This window comes from Bartonella sp. B10834G3 (assembly GCF_016102505.1).
GTDB classification, from domain to species: domain Bacteria; phylum Pseudomonadota; class Alphaproteobacteria; order Rhizobiales; family Rhizobiaceae; genus Bartonella; species Bartonella choladocola.
The window spans coordinates 125,353-140,026 of record NZ_JACFOM010000004.1; the positions used below are offsets into that span (position 1 = coordinate 125,353).

Below are 14,674 nucleotides of genomic sequence, written 5' to 3' on the forward strand. Positions count from 1 at the left end.
ATTGGTTTAATGATAAAAGTTTTCAAAAAGCGGCAGCAAGGCTGCCACCCTTATTTTCATTCATCGGTAAATTTGGCGCCATCAAGCGAGAAACCGCCATCGGGCAACATATAAACGCCTGACAATTTTTTGGTTTTCGCAGAAATATTCTGCTTTTCGCCAAGGAAAATCCATGGCGCATCTTCAAACACCGTTTGCTGGACAATTTTATAAGCTTCCGCACGTTTTGTATCGTCGGCGGTTTTTATGCCTTCGGCGAGAGCCTGATCGACCTTTTCATTTTTATAATAGGAGGTGTTATAGAGATTGGGCGGAAAGCTTTCGCTGGCAAGGAGCGGACGCAAACCATAATCGGCATCACCTGTTGAAGCCGACCAGCCGCTATAAAGCATTTGCACGTCGGATTTTTCAGGTGTCTCGGCCCCCCAGACACGGTCAGCCTCGACACCGGCTTCAAGCGGCGTTACCGTAACCTTGACATTGACCTTGGCAAGTTCCTGTTGCAAAAACTGCATGGCACGAATAACGGCCGTGCTGTTTCTTGAAAAAACCTCTGTTTCAAAACCGTTTGCATAGCCTGCCTCGGCCAGCAATTGTTTGGCTTTTTCAGGGTTATATTCATATTGCCCGACATTGGTATAAAAGCGCAATAGCGGCGGAATCGACGATGTTGCCGGTTCACAATAACCGTTCAGGACAACCTTGCAGAAAGCTTCCTTGTTGACGGCATAGTTCAGGGCTTTGCGAACCCTGATGTCGTCAAAAGGTTTTTTCATGACATTCATCGATGTATAAAATTCATAGATCGACGGGGCTGTTGTTACGTCAAGTGTCGGTATTTTTTTGGCAACTTCAACAAGTTCGGAAGGAAAATCCGGCACATATTGCAATTCGCCGGCCTGCAACATGGCAAAACGGGCGCCACTTTCGGGAACCGAGCGGATGACAACGCCATCGACATCGGCAACTTTACCCCAATAATTTTCGTTCTTTGTCACCTCGAAAATATCACCGCTCCAGCTTTTGAATTTGAACGGTCCGGTTCCGACAGGATGACGATCAATATCCTTGCCATATTTCTTGATTGCTGCCGGAGAAATCATCATTGTGCCGGGGTGGGCAAGCGAGGAAGGCAGCGCACCATAAGGCTCTTTGAGATAAATTTTGATTGTATAATCATCGACAATGTCGACATGGTCGAGCATCGAAATCAACACCCGCCGCGACAATTTGTTTTCCGGATTGGCCAAACGGTCAAGATTGAATTTCACTGCCTCGGCGTTAAAATCCGTACCGTCATGGAATTTGACGCCTTTACGCAAATAAAAGGTAAATTCCTTGGCGTCGCTAGAGGCTTCATAACGTTCGGCCAGAAGCGGAATAATCTTGTAATCCTTGTCGAAACCCAACAGCCCCTGATAGACTGTGCGCAGCGATGTCATTGTCAATGTGTCATTGATATTGGTGGGGTCAAGTTTGGTGAGGTTGAATTCGACACCGACAGCCAAAGGTTTGGCTTCAGCCCAAACCGGCATTGCTGCCAATACCGAAACCAGTCCGGCTGCAAAATATCGTTTAACAAGCTTCATTTTCCCTCTCCTTCAAACAATAGACCCGATTGTTCAACGCGTTCAAAAATGCCCACCGGATGACAGGCAACAAAATGTTCCGGCTCTACTTCAATGAGCGGCTCGACCAAAGGTTCATTACCCGGTTCCCTTACAGGGCTTGGCACTTCCCCTTCAATAAGTGGCCGCTCGATAAAACGGCGCGCCGGATCGGCTATCGGTACGGCGGCAAGCAAACGCTGCGTATAAGGGTGAAGCGGATGATTGAATACTGCCTGCCTTGGACCGATTTCGACAATCTGGCCAAGATACATCACCGCCACACGGTGACTGATACGCTCCACCACAGCCATATCATGGCTGATAAAAAGATAGGATAACCCCAATTTTCTTTGCAAGTCCATCAATAGATTGACAATTTGCGCCTGAATGGAAACATCAAGGGCTGCCACTGCCTCGTCGGCAATGAGGAGTTCCGGCCCGCAGGCCAATGCGCGGGCAATACACAGGCGTTGACGCTGGCCACCGGAAAATTCATGCGGGTAACGGCGCGCCACATGTGGCGGCAGGCCTACCGCCTGCAACAATTCCTGCACGCGCTCGTCAACCTTGTTTGCGGGAACGAGTTTATGCGTCAACAAAGGTTCGGCAATCGAAAAGCCGACAGTCAAGCGCGGATCAAGCGAGGCAAACGGATCCTGAAACACATATTGGATGTTCTGGCGTATCTTGTGGCGCTCGGCATTATCCATTTTTAAAATGTCGCGCCCGTGAAGCAGAATTTCGCCGCTCCTCGGTTCGGTCAATTGCATGATCGTGCGCCCGACAGTGGATTTGCCGCAACCGCTTTCACCGACAAGTGCCAGCGTTTCACCCGCTTTAATGGAAAAGCTCACCTGCTCGGCAGCATGAACCCGCCCTGTCACCTTGCCAAAAAAGTTCTTTTTGACATCGTAACGGGTTACAAGTTTCTTCACATCAAGCACAACATCATCTTGCCTCACTGTATTCTGCGGCAGTGCTTGAACCTTATCTTTACCGGTTGTGCGTATATCGAATGGACGTGGCAATTTTTCATTGGCAAGTGCACCAAGTTGCGGAACTGCGGCAAGCAAAGCTTGCGTATAAGGTGCTTGCGGGTGCTTGAAAATTTCGTTCGACGTGCCTTCCTCTATCTTGTCGCCACGGCACATCACAAGCACGCGGTCGGCAACCTCGGCAACCACACCCATATCATGGGTGATAAAGACCACGCCCATACCAAGCTCGTCCTGCAACATGCGGATAAGGCGCAAAATCTGCGCCTGAATTGTTACATCAAGCGCGGTTGTCGGTTCGTCGGCAATGAGAAGCTGCGGGCGACAGGCAAGTGCCATTGCAATCATCACCCTTTGACGCATACCACCGGAGAGCTGGTGCGGGTGGCGATCAAGAAGCCCCTTGGCATCGGGAATACGCACCTTTTCAAGCATGGCAAGCGCTTCCTGACGCACTTCCTTGTGCGTACCCCCCTGATGAAGGCGGATCGCCTCGCCAATCTGGTCACCTATGGTGAAAACAGGATTGAGCGATGTCATCGGTTCCTGAAATATCATCGCAATATTTTTGCCGCGAACGCTATTCATTTGCGATTGGGTGAGCTTTGTAAGATCGCGCACTGCATTCTTGTCGTTAAAGAGCACCTCGCCGGAAGAAATTTTACCACCGCCGAATTCGATAAGACGCATGATAGAGAGCGACGTCACCGATTTTCCTGAACCGCTTTCGCCCACTATTGCCAATGTTTCACCGGCATTGACCGAAAAATCAAGCGACTTCACCGCACGGAAATTGCCGTCTTCGGTTTTGAAATCGACATCAAGGCCTTTTACGTTTAACAGCGGCGCATCCAAATTGACCAACCTCTTTTCTTCCGACATTTCAACCGCTTTCCGGAACGCGTTTGAAAAAGCTGACTTCACCCGCTTTTTTAACGTACTCAAAATTCAACGAAAGGTTTTTTCTCAAATTCTTTCTACCCACTATGGTTGTTTTAGGCAAAACCAAGGACAGAGCAACCCGTTGTCATGGACAACGCCTTTAAACTGTCTTGCTATGATACAATCACCAGAATCTTGCTTTCTTGGCCGCCATGGCACAAGAAAAGATCGCTCACGATTAAAAATGCCGCCGAATATATATTTTGCGGGCGCATTCCTGCTTTACCTTTTTTTAAAACCGTCAAAGCCGGTTTTATTCACTAAATCGTGCTTGTCGTTCAAGTGTTTTTTTCAAAAACTTTTAAAACTGGCATATAAATTGCTTGAGGGCTTCCTATTTTCCTTTAAAAATCAGCTTGTTGCGGCATTGTTGATAAGTGTGGCAAGCGAGATAAAATGCGACGGTTTCATGGTTGCAGCATTAACGCCCGACATATCTTCAGCCATCCATAAAGACCGTAAAATGCTTTCTTCTGTTGCTTCTATCACCGCCTCGAACATGGGCGAGAGGGCGCGGTCGTCAATATGGGGAACAGCAACCATGTGCGATTCTTCTTCCCTATGGCGGAGTTCTTTTGCCGTAGAAAAAGCAAGGGCAAAATCGCCCGAGCCATTGCTCAACGCCGCTCCGCTTTTGGCAAGCCCCCCGAATGTCCGGTTAGCAAGCCGTTTCAATTGTCTTGAATCGAGGGCCGCATCGGTTGCAACAATCATCATAATCGACCCGTCTTTATCAGCACCCGGTACGGAATAATTTATGTCGCTCTTTTCGAGAATTCCAAGATGCCCACCAAAATTCGACTGCACGAGAATGCCGATTGTATAGGTTTTGTCACCCATTTTAACGAGGCGCGAGGCCGTGCCAATACCACCTTTAAGGCCGAAGGCCACTGTGCCGGTACCGGCTCCCACCGCCCCTTCTTCAAAACGGCCGGAGCGGGCAATTTTCAAAGCTTCGAGCATTTCATCAAAGCTCGGACGCAAAGCCCGTATATTATTCAGCCGTGAATCATTGGTTTCACCGACAACAGCGTTAATCGAAGTTGCGTTTTCATTGCCCTTTTCATGCAAAGTGTAATAGATCAGTGCTTCAATCGCACGACCGGTTGCAAGTGTATTGGTGAGCAATATCGGTGTTTCAAGCTCGCCAAGTTCTTCCACCTGAACAGAGCCTGCAAATTTTCCATAACCGTTAAATGCGCTGAAACCGGCCGGTATCCTGTTTTTAAAAATATTGTCGGAATGCGGAACAATCGCTGTGACGCCGGTGCGGATAGCATCCCCTTCCTTGATCGTGACATGGCCTACTTTGACACCGGCAACATCGGTGAGCGCATTGAGCGGACCACTTTTATAATAACGGGTGACATAATGTTCCGGCAGAGGGTTAGAACAATCATTTTTAGGTGACACGGGTAACCTTTCCAACTCTTTCCTGCATTGTTGCCGAAAAATTCCAAAACGGCAATGTTCGCGAAGAACTCCGAAACAACAATGCGGTTTTTGCGACAAGGATCAAGAGCTACACAAGTGCTTTGCCGCCAAACTGTTATAAACTTCATCCGATATCATATCGGGCTTTTTATCAGTTACGAGATAATCAATATCCTCTATAGGTGCAACCGGGACTGGCTCCCGCTTTGAAAATTTTGAATGATCGGCAGAAACAATTATCTTTTCTCAAGTTTGCAGTCATGGCGCGTGCTATTTCAGTCATTGCCCGATCAAAATCGGAAAATACGCTGTTACAAAAGGCGCTGACGGCTATAAAAGCATTACGGGCGTGGAATTTTTTTTGCTCTCTTAAGGGAAAGCCCCCGATATTCTGACGACATCCGGCTTCTAACGAACGGCTCAAAACACACAGCATGGTGGGAATTGGCAGTCAAAATATCCGCAACACTGCTTGAACTTGTAAAATTAACATTCTTGAAGAAAACCGGCCTCTTTCTATAGGCTGGTCTCTCTTCCAGAACGCTTGTTTCACGTGCCAAACCGGCAGGTTTTCCGTTCTTGGCTTCTCCGGTTTAAAAACGGTTTTAAATTCCGGATGCCGATTTTTAAAGCTTCCGATTTCTATCGGATACGGGCGATCACTTCCCCGGCATTGGTGATACTGCCCGCCGGTTTTATAATGTCCAGTGTTCCGCTTGTTTCGGCTTTGATACCGGTTTCCATTTTCATGGCTTCCATAACGGCTACAGTCGAACCTTCTTCGACTTTTTTGCCGTCCTCGACAAGCCAAGCTTTGATCGTTCCGGGAATTGGTGCGGCAATATCACCAGCGCCCTTATCGGCCTTCATGATTTCTCCGCCTTCGGAATGCGGATTTTGTGCTCCATTGACTGCACTCCCCGCCCCTTCAAGCAATTTCAAAAACCGGAACGGCAAACCGAGTTCCACCCGCTTTCCGTCGATTTCAATATCGAAACGCTCGATTTGCGGCTCAGTTTTATCGGCTCTTTTTTCCATAGCCAGTTTTTCGGCAAAATCGTTTTCGATCCAGCGTGTATAAACTTTAAAGCCGTTTTCTCCAATAAAATCCGGATGTTGAATAACAAGCCGGTCAAATGGCAAGACCGTTGCAACCCCTTCAATTTCAAATTCTTGCAAAGCCCGTGCGGCACGTTTTAACGCTTCTTCGCGGGTTCTTCCGGTAATAATCAATTTTGCAATCATCGAGTCAAATTGCGGGGCAACAATACCGCCTTCGACCACACCGCTATCAAGCCGCACACCGGGGCCAGACGGCGGCGAAAACTTTGTAATTTTTCCAGGACACGGCAAAAATCCGCGTCCGACATCCTCGGCATTGATGCGAAATTCGATGGCGTGGCCGATAGGTGACGGCGTTTTATCAATTGTCAAAGGCAAACCTTCGGCAATACGGAATTGTTCAACCACCACATCAATCCCGCTTGTTTCTTCTGTCACAGGATGCTCGACCTGCAATCTCGTATTGACTTCGAGAAAGGAAACAACATCATTGCGCCCCAACAGAAATTCGACAGTCCCGACGCCGCTATAATTGACATGGCGGCAAATATTTGTAGCCGCTTCTCTCAAACGTTTTTCAACCGCTTCGGAAATAAACGGTGCCGGTGCTTCCTCGACAAGTTTCTGGTTACGCCTTTGCAATGAACAATCACGCGTTCCAAGCACCACGACATGCCCCATTTTGTCGGCAATGACCTGCGCTTCGACATGGCGGGGACGATCAAGAAACTGTTCCACATAACATTCGCCACGGCCAAAAGCCTGAACGGCTTCGCGGACAGCCGACCGGAAAAGCTCTTCAGCCTCTTCCCGTTTCCAAACAACCTTCATGCCGCGCCCGCCGCCGCCATGCGCGGCCTTGATCGCAACAGGAAAACCATATTTTTCGGCAAAAGCGACAACATCCTTGCCACTTCTAATCATACCGTTGCTACCGGCAACAAGAGGCGCACCTACCTCTTTTGCAACTGCACGGGCTTTGAGCTTGTCGCCCAAAAGATCAATCACTTCCGGATCGGGTCCTATCCAGATGAGACCGGCATCAATTACCGCTTTGGCAAATTCGGCACTTTCCGACAAAAAGCCATAGCCCGGATGAATGGCATCAGCCCCCGAACGTTTGGCAATTTGAATAATTTTGTTACCATCAAGATAGGTTTCTTCCGGCCGATTACCGTTGAGGCTATAAGCCTCGTCGGCTTCTTTGACAAAAGGCGCCGAACTGTCAATATCGGCATAAATTGCAACCGACAAAACACCGTAATCGCGTGCCGCACGAACAATGCGCAATGCAATTTCTCCGCGATTGGCAATCAGTATTTTTTTCATGAACGTCCCCAACACTGTAAATTTATCATTTTCTTGATCGAGCCTGCGCTCTTGTTTCTTACCAAAAACGGCCTTTCGCCTTTATGTTTTCCGGTTCTTGCCATTTCCATTTGATTTCATGGTTTTTTTGAAGTTTTATCGGCAGCGTTTTTCAAGCTTTTCTGCTCGCTGTCATAAAAATTTTTGACGGCGCGAAACTTGATAAAAGCCCCTATCGGAATTTGTGCCGCAAGGTCGACCTGATCTTCCACAAGATTGGCAATGACCGGATAACCTCCGGTAACAGGCCGATCACGCAAAAACAAAACCGGCTCGCCATTTGCTGGTACTTCTATTGCACCCGTTACTGTGCCCTCACTTGGCAATTCATCGCTTCGCGAGCGCTCAAGACGGGCATCACTTTGTAATCTTATGCCAATTCTGTTGGAAGCTGCCGTCACTTGCCACGGTTTTTCAAGAAACATCGCAATCGAATGCTCTGTAAACCAGTCGGTACGCGGCCCCATAACCACATCAAGCACCACTTGATCGCCTGCTTCCGGCAAGAAGTAAGGGTCATCAAGCGACAATAAAACCGGCTGCAAAGGGCTATCATTGGCTATAAAGATGTTGTCACCTGCTGATAGCGGTTTTGGCCCCAAATTGGAAAGACTGTCAAAAGATGCACTTTTTAAAACCGGTTCAACTTTAAAACCACCGCGCAAAGCCATATAGCTGCGAAAGCCTGCCAATGGTTGTCCAAGAATGATTTCATCGCCTTCATCAATGGAAAGCGGTGTGTTTTTTTCAAAAACAAAAACCGTGCCTTTTGCCGATTTGACGGTAATTGGCAGGTTAGCACCGGTAAAAGCAATAACCGATGGCTGCAATGCTTTTATACGCGCATTCCCATAGGTAAATTCCAGCACCGGTTGTTCAAGAGGATTGCCGACAAGCCGGTTGGCATTGGCCATTGCTTTCTGGTCAAGTGCCCCTGAAGGGGAAAGCCCTTGCGAGGATTGAAGCAAGCGCCCGCGATCCTGAAACGTAACCGGCATCAATGTTGTTAGCAATTTGAAAACCGCATCTTCTTCAGGCGTTAAGCTCTTTTCAGGAACAAAAATTCCGGCGTTGTCATGACTGCCTGCTTTACCATTGCCTGCTGCTTTCGCGCTTCCTGACGCTTCGGTTTCATCACCCGTTTTTGCCAAACCGGCCTTTTCATTCTGCTCTATCGCTTTCGTTGCAGCACCGTTCTTTAAAGCTTTGCTACCCGACCTATCCGGCACTGATTTTCCGGCTTTTTCATTCGGGGAAAAGGAAAAGCTTGTCGTCCCATTGGAACGAGCCGAATAATCTTTCGTCACATCGACAAAATGCACTCTGTCACCGGGTTTCAGAAGTGAAGGCGGGTCGCGGTCGAGATCAAACATTTTAACATCTGTCCGCCCGATCAATTGCCAGCCACCGGGGCTTGGTTGCGGATAGACACCACCGAATTTCCCAGCAAGTGCTACAGAACCGGCAGGAATAGATTTTCGTGGTGACGCGCGTCTTGGAACATTAAAAAGTGGATCACCGCCCGTCAAATAGGCAAAACCGGGAGCAAAACCGCAAAAAGCAACCTGATAATGACTTTCCGTATGACGACGGATAACCTCTTCACGGTCAATTTTTAAAAGAGTGGCAACGTCTTCGAGATCTTCCCCGTCATAGACAACCGGTATTTCGACAAGTTTGCCGCTTTTTTGCTGCCCTTTTTCAAGTTTCAATCCCGCAATTTTTGTTTCCAACGTGGTCTCATCGGCAAGCAGGGGATCAAAAGTGACAAGCAAAGTTCGCGCTGCCGGAATAATTTCGACAATAGCTTGCAGATTGTCCTGACTCTGAAACTTTTCTTGATCTTGCAGATTTTTCTCTCCGCGCCGGATTTCTTGCTGCAAGCGGTCAAACAAAGCCAATGTTTCTTCAAGATCGGCAAGCTCGATCAGAAAGGCCGAATTATTGACACCAAGAAAGCGCATGGGAAAAAGACACTCCCTCAATCAACAAACGGCTTTAAGGAAACACCGGCTTTTTCAAGACCGGATTTGACAGCTTTGGCCATCAATACCGCACTCGGACTGTCGCCATGGAGGCAAATTGACTGTGCATCAAGGGTAATCTCTTTGCCATCAATCGCGGTAATTTTCCCAGTCTCGACAAATTTCACCATACGTTCGGCGACAATAGCGGGGTCACTCAGTACCGCACCTTTTTCGCGGCGGGATAGAAGTGTACCATCACTATTATAGGCGCGGTCGGCAAAAGCTTCTGCCACCACAACAAGTCCGGCTTCACGGGCAAAAGGAATAAGAGCTGACCCCGCCAATGCCATCAATACCAGTGACGGCTCGACCGCCTTGATCGCATTGATAACGGCTTTTGCCTGGCGCATATCATGGGCAATCGTATTATAGAGTGCGCCATGGGGCTTGACATAGACAACTTTGGTTCCTGCCGCTTTGGCAAGCCCCATAAGCGCTCCGATCTGATAAATGGCGTCGCCCGTCAATTCGCTATCGGTCGGGTCCATATTGCGGCGGCCGAAGCCCACAAGATCACGATAGCCGATATGGGCACCGACGCGCACATTATTCTTCTTTGCTGCCTCAAGTGTTCGCAAGATTCCCGCCGGATCACCGGCATGAAAACCGCAAGCAACATTGGCACTGGTTACAATGGAAAGCATTTCGCTGTCTTCCCCCATTTTCCAGGGGCCGAAACTTTCACCAAGGTCGCTGTTCAAATCAATAGATTTCATTCTACCCTCCCTTTGCCGAATATAGATTCTTGTTTATTTTATATTGTTGAACAATCTAACTTTGATTGTTAGACATTGCAATCATGTTCTTTCTCAAATAAACTTGTAAATATATTCGGAGGATGGTGAAGCGGGAGGATTGCGGTTCTGCTATCCGGTTTCATGCATTTCAATTCAAGACTTTGCGCGAGCGCTTGCACTCGCTTGAAAATCGAGGGGTGGGAAGGATTATGAAAACCAGCAAAGATGAAATATCGCTTGCTGACCAGACTGTCAAAGCGATTGAAACGGGTATTATCAATGGCCAGTATTATCCGGGCGAGCATTTGAGCGAAGCAACGCTTACAAAAAAACTGTCGGTCTCACGCAATACATTACGTGAAGCATTCCGGATACTGACCAAAAACGGGCTTGTCGAATATCGTGCCAATCGCGGTGTTTTTGTGGCGGTTCCCGACTTCAATACGATTGTCGATGTCTATAATGCGCGCCGTATTATCGAAGTGGGGGCGGTGCGCAACGTGCATTTCCCTCATCCCTCTATCAGCTTGATGGAACGGGTGGTGGAAAAATCGGAACAATTTTGCGAGGAAAAGAAATGGCAGGATGTCGGCACAGCCGATATGGAATTTCATCAATTACTGGTAAGCCTTGGAAATAGCCCGCGTCTTGACCGGCTTTTTGTCGAACTCACAATCGAACTCAGATTAATCTTCGGCCTTGTGACCGACTTGCGCTCGCTTCATCAGCCTTTTGTCGTCATGAATCGCAATATTGTCGAAAGCTTAAAAAAAGAAAAGCCGAAGAAAGCAGCGCGCCTCCTCAAAGTCTATCTGAAACAATCCGAAAGGATGATTATGAGAGCTTATACGGCACTGCAAAAATAACGCCTCGCTTCTCCGGTCTGTCGTTATCTTTTTCTTATTTCGTGCGTCGTGTATTTCAGCGTGTTATTTCACGTCGTATATCCCGCCGGCATTTTACATTGTTTGCCCCACACCGGTATTTTCTACCGTGTTTTTACAGGAAATGCCGGCTATTTTCATGAACAGTTGGCGGTTGATCTGTTGATACCGTTCATGACACAAAAACTATATGTCATGTTCCTTTGTAAACTATCGCCTCTTATTGCCGGATAATGTGCCAATGGTTTTCGCTTCAATTTTGCCTTTGTTCTTTATATATTATGGCTTATTCAAACTGTTCAATAGAGCTTCCCGAACGGCTTCAAGGCAAATATAGATGTTGCTTTTATTAAAACAGGCTAGCCCATTTTGTTACTCATGCTAGACTTGTTTTATCATAATGACAAAGGGCGTGCCTATGCTTCGAGAAAATATCGCCGATCTTATGGCCTTTATGGTTGTTGCCGAGGAAAAAAGCTTTACCAAGGCCGCCCGCAAGCTCAACATATCACAATCGGCTTTGAGCCATTCGATAAAAAATCTGGAAGATCGCCTGCATTTACAATTGTTGCGCCGCACCACACGTTCGGTTGCGCCGACCAATATTGGCGAACGGCTTTTGGAACTTTACACGCCCCATCTTGTGGCGATGGAAAGCGAGCTTAAAAACCTTTGTGAAACAATCGACCACCCATCCGGCACAATCCGCATAACTGCGCCCGATTATGCGGCAAAAGCCATTTTATGGCCGAAGCTTTGCCCGCTTCTTGCAAAATATCCTGATATTCACCTTGAAATTTCAATTGATTACGCTTTGACCGACATTGTGGCCGAGCGTTTCGATGCCGGTGTGCGGCTTGGTGAACAGGTCGAGAAAGATATGATCGCGCTCAAAATCGGGCCGGATCTCCGCATGGCGGCTGTCGCTTCACCACACTATCTTGAAACCCATTCCGTTCCTGAAACGCCGCGCGATCTTCTTGAGCATCAGTGCATCAATCTGCGATTGCCGACATCCGGCGGTTTTTACGTGTGGGAATTTGAAGAAAATAGCCATGAATGCAAAATAAGGGTCGATGGGCAATTGAGCTTCAACACAATCGATCAGGCATTGGACGCTGCCGAAGCCGGTTTCGGTATTGCCTACACAACCGAAGATGCTGTGGTGGAACGGGTAGCAAAAGGGCGGCTTAAACGCATTCTTGAAAATTATTGTCCGCCTTTTCCGGGATATTATCTCTATTATCCGACACGACGCCAACATACCGCCGCTTTTCAACTGGTTATCGATTGTTTGCGCTATAAGGCTTTATAAGAGTGCGTGCGCGCGCCCCCGCGCATTTTAAATTTCATTTTCCGATAAGACCTCTAAAAAGGTGCGTTCCATTTGCCATTCCGGTTTGTTTCATTACAGTTTTCTGTTCTCACTGCTTAACCCTTTCATTCTCCCATTGTCGCCTGGAAGAATTTTTCGGGCAATAAACATTGGCAAATCAGCTTGTTTTATGAAAATTTTGCATAAAGCCTAGTCTGCCGTGCCTTCTTTTAGAAGACATGCTTTTCGGATTAATCTCGCTCATAATAAGCAACCACGCATTGTCGATCAGGATTGTGCAAATTTGAATGTGCATTTTGTCAAAGGGTTTCAAAAGATGGTCAAACGCAACTGGGTAATAACCGGCGTTTCAAGCGGTTTCGGCTATGAAATGGTCAAACAGGTTTTAAGCCGCGGCGATAACGTATTGGGAACTGTGCGCAAAACTCGACCTGTCGAAGAGCTGGTTAACCGCTATCCTGATAATTTTCATGTCGAAATTGTCGATATGAGAGATCGGAAAGCCGTGAAACAACTTGGGCAAAAAGCCGAAGAATTGTTTTCAACAATTGATGTGATTGTCAGCAATGCCGGATATGGATTGTTCGGAGCTGCCGAAGAATTGGCGGATGAAGAAATTGACGACATTATCGCAACCAATCTCACCGGCTCGATCGACTTTATCCGCGCCTTCTTGCCCGTTATGAGGAAAAAACAACATGGGCGCATCATCCAGATTTCTTCCTATGGTGGTGAAGTTGCTTTTGCCGGAAATTCGCTTTATCACGCGACGAAATGGGGCATAGAAGGATTTTGTGACTCGCTTTCACAAGAAATGGCGCCATTCAATATTGGCGTGACGATTGTCGAACCCGGTGGGGCAAGAACCGAATTCCGCTATAAAAGCGCAAAAATTGCTAAGCCTATAAAAGCTTATGACAACACGCCTGCCCACGCTTTCCAGAAAATGCTTGATCGGAAAAACGGTTTGGCCGCAGGTGATCCCGAACGTATGGCTGCCCGCATTATCGAAAGTGTCGATATAACGCCCGCACCATTACGCATGGTGCTCGGTTCAGGTGCTTTAAAAACCACCATCGAAGTTCTGGAAAAACGGCTTGAAGACTTCAAAGGGCAGGAACAACTTGCCGCTTCAACCGACTTTTAAAAGAGATGAAACAACCCTTTTCTTAAATCTCCGTCAAAGCCGAATATTAAAGTGCTATGGGTTCATTCAGAAGATGCGTTTTAGTCAAAAGAAAAATTTTTAACCAGAAGATCAATTGCGTTCGGCAAAATTATCGACTCTGTTCCTTCATGCTCTAACGGCTAAATGATTGCGTTTTTTCATCGGCAACTGTTAAATACGTCGCCGAAAGCCCGATCTATTGCTTTTAACGCTTATTATTCCCGATTTTCTCACGGTGTATTTTATAGCGCAGTGCAATAACACCCTGACCGGCATTTTTTACCTCCAGCAATTCGAGTGACTGGCCGGCAGCCGGATTTCCTGTCACCAAAACCGTTTTTCCCGTTCCGCTATTATCCGTGCGAGGTGACCAATCAAATAAGGATGGTGCAGCTTTGCGCCCGTCAATACCGGGATAGATCATCACACTCAATTCATTAATAAGCCCGTTTTCCAGAAATGCTCCGTTAATCGTGCCGCCACCTTGCAAAACAATGCGCTTCATATTGAAGAAACGCCCAAGACTTTCCATGGCTTCCACAAGATCATTTCCATCTTCACCGGCAAAGACATAGGAAATTTCCAAGCTACGAAGATGTTCCAGATAGGCTTGCGATATTTTTTTGCCCAAAACAACAATAATGTTTTCGCCGCAAATTTTGTCGCCTTCATATTTGATGCGCCCATGGCGATCCACAACAATGCATAACCGTTTTGTTTCGCGCTTACCGATAAAAGGTTGCGGGTCAATCACTCTTACAGGATTTGGGTCATTAAATTCCTGCTTTACAAAATGCCTTTGAACGGTAACCCGCCCCAGCATTTCCGCGTCGCAATTGAAACTGTCGCTAAGGTCATAATAGGAAATGGTCGTCTCATCATTTTTTGTCCCGTCATAAGGCGCAGTCCAATGATCTTCCACGATTTTTCCGTCAATTGATGTCATCATATGACAAATTATAAAAGGGCGCATGATTTCTCCTTGAACAATAAAATCATGAAAGAGCAACGAGATAAGCAAAGGCTCTTTGAAATGTCTTCTTGATCTATAAACGCTTGAAGCCCGCTCATAAACCGGCCTCTTTTCACAAAGCCTATTAGAAAAATTCAT

10 protein-coding genes are annotated in these 14,674 nt (G+C 47.2%); 3 read left to right on the plus strand and 7 right to left on the minus strand.

All coding sequences use genetic code 11. The features are described from left to right. Positions 1-56: 56 nt before the first annotated feature. The 6 genes from H3S94_RS10810 to H3S94_RS10835 all read right to left on the minus strand — a co-directional run bounded on the left by H3S94_RS10810 (position 57) and on the right by H3S94_RS10835 (position 10,154). Positions 57-1,589, minus strand: a complete 1,533-nt coding sequence (locus tag H3S94_RS10810; RefSeq protein WP_077993589.1) for a glutathione ABC transporter substrate-binding protein — start codon at positions 1,587-1,589, stop codon at positions 57-59. Beyond that, positions 1,586-3,487, minus strand: coding sequence for an ABC transporter ATP-binding protein (locus H3S94_RS10815; protein WP_198231610.1), 1,902 nt, complete (start codon positions 3,485-3,487; stop codon positions 1,586-1,588). Before H3S94_RS10815 ends, H3S94_RS10810 begins: the two co-directional genes overlap by 4 nt. Positions 3,488-3,898: 411 nt before the next feature. Further along, a complete protein-coding gene (locus H3S94_RS10820; RefSeq protein WP_369805257.1) occupies positions 3,899-4,960 on the minus strand; it encodes a P1 family peptidase in 1,062 nt (353 codons plus the stop codon). Positions 4,961-5,623: 663 nt separating this feature from the next. Next, on the minus strand, positions 5,624-7,372 hold the full coding sequence (locus H3S94_RS10825; RefSeq protein ID WP_198231611.1) for a biotin carboxylase N-terminal domain-containing protein: 1,749 nt from the start codon (positions 7,370-7,372) through the stop codon (positions 5,624-5,626). Positions 7,373-7,488: 116 nt separating this feature from the next. Next, positions 7,489-9,375 (minus strand): 5-oxoprolinase subunit PxpB, encoded by a 1,887-nt coding sequence (gene pxpB, locus H3S94_RS10830; protein ID WP_198231612.1) that lies wholly within the window; start codon positions 9,373-9,375, stop codon positions 7,489-7,491. Positions 9,376-9,392: 17 nt separating this feature from the next. Continuing rightward, positions 9,393-10,154 (minus strand): LamB/YcsF family protein, encoded by a 762-nt coding sequence (locus H3S94_RS10835; RefSeq protein ID WP_198231613.1) that lies wholly within the window; start codon positions 10,152-10,154, stop codon positions 9,393-9,395. A 230-nt stretch (positions 10,155-10,384) separates the two neighbouring features. Between H3S94_RS10835 and H3S94_RS10840 the strand changes: the two genes are divergently transcribed. The 3 genes from H3S94_RS10840 to H3S94_RS10850 all read left to right on the plus strand — a co-directional run bounded on the left by H3S94_RS10840 (position 10,385) and on the right by H3S94_RS10850 (position 13,542). Then, positions 10,385-11,041: a GntR family transcriptional regulator gene (locus tag H3S94_RS10840; protein WP_198231614.1), complete on the plus strand. Its 657-nt coding sequence runs from the start codon at positions 10,385-10,387 to the stop codon at positions 11,039-11,041. 436 nt (positions 11,042-11,477) lie between these two features. Further along, positions 11,478-12,374, plus strand: coding sequence for a LysR family transcriptional regulator (locus H3S94_RS10845; RefSeq protein WP_198231615.1), 897 nt, complete (start codon positions 11,478-11,480; stop codon positions 12,372-12,374). A gap of 337 nt (positions 12,375-12,711) precedes the next feature. Continuing rightward, positions 12,712-13,542 carry an SDR family oxidoreductase gene (locus H3S94_RS10850; protein ID WP_198231616.1) on the plus strand — a complete coding sequence of 277 codons (831 nt, stop codon included), beginning with the start codon at positions 12,712-12,714 and terminating at the stop codon, positions 13,540-13,542. A 226-nt stretch (positions 13,543-13,768) separates the two neighbouring features. Here the strand turns inward: H3S94_RS10850 and H3S94_RS10855 are convergent, their stop codons facing one another. Beyond that, positions 13,769-14,536: a dihydrofolate reductase family protein gene (locus tag H3S94_RS10855; RefSeq protein WP_198241054.1), complete on the minus strand. Its 768-nt coding sequence runs from the start codon at positions 14,534-14,536 to the stop codon at positions 13,769-13,771. Positions 14,537-14,674 lie beyond the last annotated feature (138 nt).